The following is a 6,057-nucleotide window of genomic DNA, read 5'->3' on the forward strand; positions in this document are numbered from 1 at the left end:
CGTAAACACTTTGAGTCGGTCTCTGGTACACCAGAAATTATTGCCACCATTCACGGTGAAGGCTACCGCTTCTGCGGCGACTTGGAAGAGTAATTCCCTTCCCTAACAACGACAGAGGCTTGCCAAATGGCAAGCCTTTTTGCTTCTTGGCGCATCAATACACCACATCAATTTTCACGTTTTTCTCGATCAGCCACTGCGTCTTTGCTCCTTCCGATAAACGCAATGCCACATCGACGCGCGCACGGTCATTGACGCCGACAGGCTCAGCAAACACCACTTCCCAACGGTTTTCACTTTGAGTCCGGACTTCCAGTTGCTTAGCATCGATCTGCCAGGTGTTGTCTCCTTGCTTGATGATCAGAGCTTCGGCATCCAGATCCGCCGGCATAGACTGATCTGAGCTGAGGTACAACGCCCCGTGCAGCACCTGGTCAGTTTCTTCTTCCACTGTCGGCATTTTGTTCAGCCACAATGTGCTTTTGAGTGACACTGCAATATTGGCAATGGTCGCCACATTCGATTGCTCCCACGCTACTGGATGAGCGCTGCATCCCCACAACAACACGCTCGTCAGACAAGCCACGGCTAACTTTTTCATTTTTCTCCCCTCTGCTCTAACCAACTTCTTAGTATCTGGATATCGTTCAGATACTCATTTTTTATCTCTTCAACCCAGTCATCGATGTTTTCCCACCACGCAGGCATGTCTGGCGACTGCGCTTTCTGCGCGATACTCTGAATGTGTTTCAAACCGATAGAACCCGCTGCACCTTTAATTTTATGCGCTTCCGACACGATTCCGTCTTGATGCTTGGCCGTCATATTGGAGTCGAGTACTTCAATATACTCCGGCATCATGTTTTCAAACATATCGATGCTGTCGAGTACCGGTTGCGGCCCAACAATATCAACATACGACTCCAACATATCCAGATCGAGTACCCGGCAGCACAAATCACTGCTCTCAGTCGTCTCCACTGTAACTTCAGGCGCCGATACCACCAATGCCGGCTCGTCTGAAGTGAATTTCGCGATCACTTCCTGAACAGCGGTTACCGACAACGGTTTACTGATGGCATCGTCCATGCCTTTTTGCAGGTACTCGGCTTTGTTTTTGAGTACATTCGCCGTCAAGGCCACCAGCGGCGGCAGATCTTTGTAAGTGTTACGGAAAAACGCTGCTACATCGAATCCGGTCATATCTGGTAACTGAATATCGAGGAACACCAGATCATAGAGTTCAGGATCAAACATCTCGATCGCTTCTTCCCCGGTCATCGCCACCGATACTTCGTGCCCCATACTCTCCAGTAACGAGCGCGCCACAGTAATGTTCAGTTCAATGTCTTCCACCATGAAGATGTTCAGCTCTTTGCGTTCGCTCTGCGCGCTTTGCTCCGGCAGCGAAATGTCCGCCAACGGTACACGGATCGTCACCGTAAATGTGCTACCAAAGCCTTCTTCACTGCTGACGGTGATGTCGCCATCCATCATGTTAATCAGCTGTTTAGACACCGCCAGGCCAATCCCAGTCCCGACTGCGTGCAGATTGTCCTTGCCAGATTTCACCTGATAATACATGGCAAAAATCTTATCCAGCTCAGCTTCCGGAATGCCAATCCCGCTGTCTTCGACTTCCATGGTGATGTTGGCGTGCCCATTGTCTACGTCAGCACTGACCGTCATCACCACCCCGCCTTCTTTGGTGAACTTCATCGCGTTGCTGATCAAATTCCACAACACCTGACGCAGACGGGTGGCGTCCACTTCAATCGCCGCCGGCAGTTCGCTGAGGCGTTCGAGATCAAACCTCAGCCCTTTTTGCTCAGCCATCAACGCCGAAATACTCTCCATTTCCACAACAAACTCTTCAAAGTTCAGCGGCGCCGGGTAGAGCTCCAATTTACGCCGATCGAACTTATCCATATCAATGATATCGTTGAAAATATTACCCAAGGTGATCGCACTGACGTTGATCGTCTGCATGTGGTTGCGCTGCTCCGGCGTGAGTGGCGTATCGAGCAGCATCCGGCTCAAGCCGACAATACCGTTGAGCGGCGTGCGCAACTCATGACTGATGGTGGAGATAAAAGTGGTTTTATCCCGGCTGGCTTTTTCGAGTGACTCTTCGTGACGCTTGCGCTCGGTGATATCACGTCCAAAACCCACCAGGCCAAGATGGCGGCCATCTTTGCTGTAAAACGGCACTTTACGGATTTCAAAGTAGTTACGCCGGCCATCCGGATACTCGAGCCACTGCTCGTAAGTAATCGCGCGGTTGTTGGCGAACACCTGCTGGTCGGTATCCACAATCGGCTGTGCCACCTCTTTGCGGTAGACATCCCAGGGCGTCAAACCAACCAGCTCACTTTCCCGCTTGCCGGTCAGCTCTTCCATCGCGCGGTTACAACCTGAGAAAATGCCTTCAGCATTACGGTAGTAAATCAAATCGGGGGAAGCATCGATGAAGGAGCGCAGTAACGCGGTACGTTCTGCCAGCTCTAACTGAGTGCGCTCTCGCTGATAGACCTCATTTTCCAGATCTTTCATCGCTTCTTCACGCGCTTCTTCGGCTTTAATACGCTCTTCGATCTCCTGGTTCAACTTCGCAATGTTCTGCTGCAGCTTGTGGTTCAACTCCTGGTCACGTGAGCGCATGTCTTTTAACTTAGAGACCAGTTTAGACAGGCGCTGACGGGATTCTTCCAGTTGATCCACCACCACAGAAAGAAAGTACACCGCCCAGGGCGTGATCAACAGGCCGAAAAACACCGAGCGAACAATATCAATGTCGTCCACCCGGCCATTAAGGACCAAGGTGATCCCAACCTGCACCACCACCGCCAGTGCCACCAGCGCCAGTGCGAGTAATATAGAAAATCGGAGAATGCCCAGCTTGACCAAAAGATCAACATAATACTGAGCCAGATTCTTGATGGGTTTCATGCAATGCTCCATGCCACTTGACCGCCGGGGCGCCACTCAGAGAAAAGGCGAATTTGTCAGCGCGTTCCGGATAGAGTTAGTCTACTGATTTTGCTGACGTCAGGTAAGGGAAACCTGAAGGCTCAGCGCTTCAATGTTGAGATGTGTGATAAACGCAGGTTTGATTGCGTCCCTGCGCTTTGGCCTGATAGAGCGCACTGTCAGCCATGGCGATCAGATCCTCCGGGCGATCCTGCGGCGTAGGCAGGTACGATACCAGTCCGATACTGACGGTGACCTTTCCGGAGGTGGGGGAATCACTGTGCTCAATCGCCAACGCGGCAATTTCCGCATGGATCTTCTGGGCCACTTTTAGCGCGCCCTCTTGGGTGGTGTTGGGCAGTAAGAATCCAAACTCTTCCCCGCCGTATCGCGCAACACAGTCACTGCTGCGTGACAACACCCGGGCAAAGGCGCCAGCCACTTCCACCAAGGCATCGTCTCCTTGCTGATGTCCATAATGATCGTTGTAGCCTTTAAAGTCATCAATGTCGCACAGCATCACGGTCAGAGGCTGCTTTTCACGCACGTGCAGGTGCCATAAAGTGTTGAGTTGTTCATCGAATTTGCGCCGGTTGGCGATTTGGGTCAGGCTATCGACAAAGCTTAGTCGTGCCAGCTCCTGATTGGCCTCCGCCAGTTTCTGCTCAGCCAGATAGCGCTCTGAGACATCACGCGCCATGATCAGCACGCCATTAGTGCCCGACATCGGATCCTTGTACGGTGACTTCACCACGTCGTACCACGTGTAACCACCATCGGTACGCGCGACCCGGTCCAGCATCCGCAAGGATTTGCCCTCTTCCATGACCTGACGATCCGATTCTTTAAATCGACCATGAATGCCCTCCGGGACTACTTCATCCAACCTTTTCCCCAGCAGTTCATCCACCGACGACAATCCGAGTGCCTGAACAAACGGCTGATTGCAGGCCTGATAGACCATATTTTCATTGAAGATACCGATGGCGTCCGGGCTCGATTCGAGAATGTTCTGCAAAATGGTGTCACGCTGAGCCAGCGCCACTTCGGTGTCCCGGCGCTTCTCCATCTCATCACGCAGGTTCTTTTGCATGTTGTGCCAGTCGGTCACATCATGACTGATGCCCAATACGCCAATCCGTTCGCCACGCGGCGACAACAGCAAGCTGAGGTGGGTTTCAAGCAGACAACTGCGCCCATCGGGAGTTACGGTCCAACGACGAACACTGGAACGACCTTTGATCGCTCCGTCAGAGGTGATGCACCCCTCGCTTTCACGACCTTTCCAGAAACGTTCAAATGCCCGGTTGGCCGAAATCAGCTTGCCCTGATTGTCTTTGACGAAAATCAGTTCCGACAGAGAATTCATCGCGCTGTTGGCGATCGACAGGGATTGCATTTCCTGCTGGCGATCCTCGTCGGTTTGACAATGAGGCGTCGCGTAGATCAACCACACGAATTTGCCACGGTAGAGCGTTTTGCTGCCACACAAAGACACTTTCACTTTAGAATGGGATGATGTCGGCCAGAGCTCGCTATGGTCGCTGAAACGCCGAGAGCTGAATTGATTGAGCATCGACAGCAGATAGTGTTGTGAGACATCCGCAGGCAGGAAATAATGGTTGCCGACCAAGCGGATCCCCAACAGTTGCATGGCTGGTCGGTTGGACAACAATAACCGCCCGCTACTGGCGTCGATCAGCAACAATGCTGCAGGAGAATCCTGCAGTAAAGACTCAAGATGCTTTTGCGCCCGAGTGTAGATGTATGTCAGGATCAAAACACTCGCCAACAGCACGGCCAACCATGCGCCATGCTGTGAGATGAGATTCCAAAACCCGCTAAAGAGCTGTTCCATCTACCCTCGAATTAATCCTTTGGTTTACTAAAGATTAGAAAGATATCAGGTTCTTGTCTGTGGATCTGCACCAATTGATGGTTTTGTGTATATAAACGGCTGACCAAGCAATGATCCTTGTGCGCCGTCACGATCCAGCCGACGGCCAATTTCCGTCATCGCCAGCCAGCGATTCTCACACCACAACGGCGCCAGTAATGTCGGCCGCCGCGCCGCCGAGCTAACCCGGTGGAACACCACTTGAGGTGGTGTCATGCGTATCATGTCACAAGCAATATCAACATACGTTTCCAGGCTCAGGACAGGTAACCGCCCCGCTCGCCAGGCTTTCGCCATGGTGCTGCCCTCAACAATATGTAACCCGTGCAACTTAATCCCATCCGTGCCAACGGCCAACACCTGACGCAGCGTGGCCAGGTTGTCCGTTTTGTTCTCTTTTGGCAGCCCAACGATCAAATGAGTACAGACTTTGATCCCCAATGCACGCGCACGCTGGGCAATATCTGCGTAGCAGGCAAAATCATGCCCACGATTGATGCGTTTGAGCGTGGCGTCGTTGGCGGTCTGCAGCCCCAACTCCAGCCAGACTTCCCGCCCCTGAGAAACATATTCCGACAACAACGTTAGTACCGCCTCCGGTACGCAGTCCGGCCGGGTCCCGACGCACAAGCCCACAATATCCGCTGCCTGTAACGCCTGTTCATACATCTGGCGCAGTGTCTGCACTTCCGCATAGGTGCTGGTGTAAGCCTGAAAATACGCCAGGTACTTTTTAGCTCGATTGACCTCACCCGCCCGCTCGGTTAACTGCTCACCAATGCTTTTTTGCTGTGCCTGTTCATCAGCGAATGAGGCCACATTGCAAAACGTACACCCGCCTCGTCCAATCGTGCCATCCCGATTTGGACAGTTAAACCCGCCGTGCAACGTCAATTTGTGTACTTTCTCGCCATAGCGTCGGGTCAAATCCTGGCCAATCGTATTGACCAGTTCATGTAGCTGCATCGATTACCTCAAAGAAAACTGCGCTCACGCGATTACGTAATTTAATTACACAAATGCAAAAGAAAACCACTCATCTTAGAGTGTTTAAAACAAGCACACCCTGGTAGAAATCAATAAACATGCACTTTACAAAGCCAAATTTGATTACTGTTGCGCATTTGTTAATTTAAAAATTCATTATGGCGTATAAAAAACCATCAAACAGGCTTCAGTTTTGATTGCCA

Annotated in this window: 4 protein-coding genes and 1 pseudogene; 1 reads left to right on the plus strand and 4 read right to left on the minus strand. The window is 51.7% G+C overall.

What is annotated here, in order from left to right:
- Positions 1-93, plus strand: a pseudogene (locus CAG65_RS14225) (two-component system response regulator ArcA); the annotation flags it as partial.
- 61 nt (positions 94-154) lie between these two features.
- On the opposite strand, the gene CAG65_RS14230 reads toward CAG65_RS14225, so the two are convergent.
- From CAG65_RS14230 to CAG65_RS14245, 4 genes are all read right to left on the minus strand, one after another.
- Entirely contained in the window at positions 155-601 is a 447-nt protein-coding gene (locus CAG65_RS14230; RefSeq protein ID WP_161454075.1) for a hypothetical protein, read from the minus strand.
- Positions 598-2,949, minus strand: coding sequence for an aerobic respiration two-component sensor histidine kinase ArcB (gene arcB, locus CAG65_RS14235; RefSeq protein WP_161454076.1), 2,352 nt, complete (start codon positions 2,947-2,949; stop codon positions 598-600). Before arcB ends, CAG65_RS14230 begins: the two co-directional genes overlap by 4 nt.
- A 130-nt stretch (positions 2,950-3,079) precedes the next feature.
- A complete protein-coding gene (locus tag CAG65_RS14240; protein ID WP_161454077.1) occupies positions 3,080-4,828 on the minus strand; it encodes a diguanylate cyclase domain-containing protein in 1,749 nt (582 codons plus the stop codon).
- Between the two features lie 45 nt (positions 4,829-4,873).
- A complete protein-coding gene (locus tag CAG65_RS14245; protein ID WP_161454078.1) occupies positions 4,874-5,833 on the minus strand; it encodes a TIGR01212 family radical SAM protein in 960 nt (319 codons plus the stop codon).
- Between the last annotated feature and the right edge of the window lie 224 nt (positions 5,834-6,057).

It is taken from the genome of Vibrio sp. V39_P1S14PM300, from assembly GCF_009904765.1.
GTDB classification, from domain to species: Bacteria; Pseudomonadota; Gammaproteobacteria; order Enterobacterales; family Vibrionaceae; genus Vibrio; species Vibrio proteolyticus.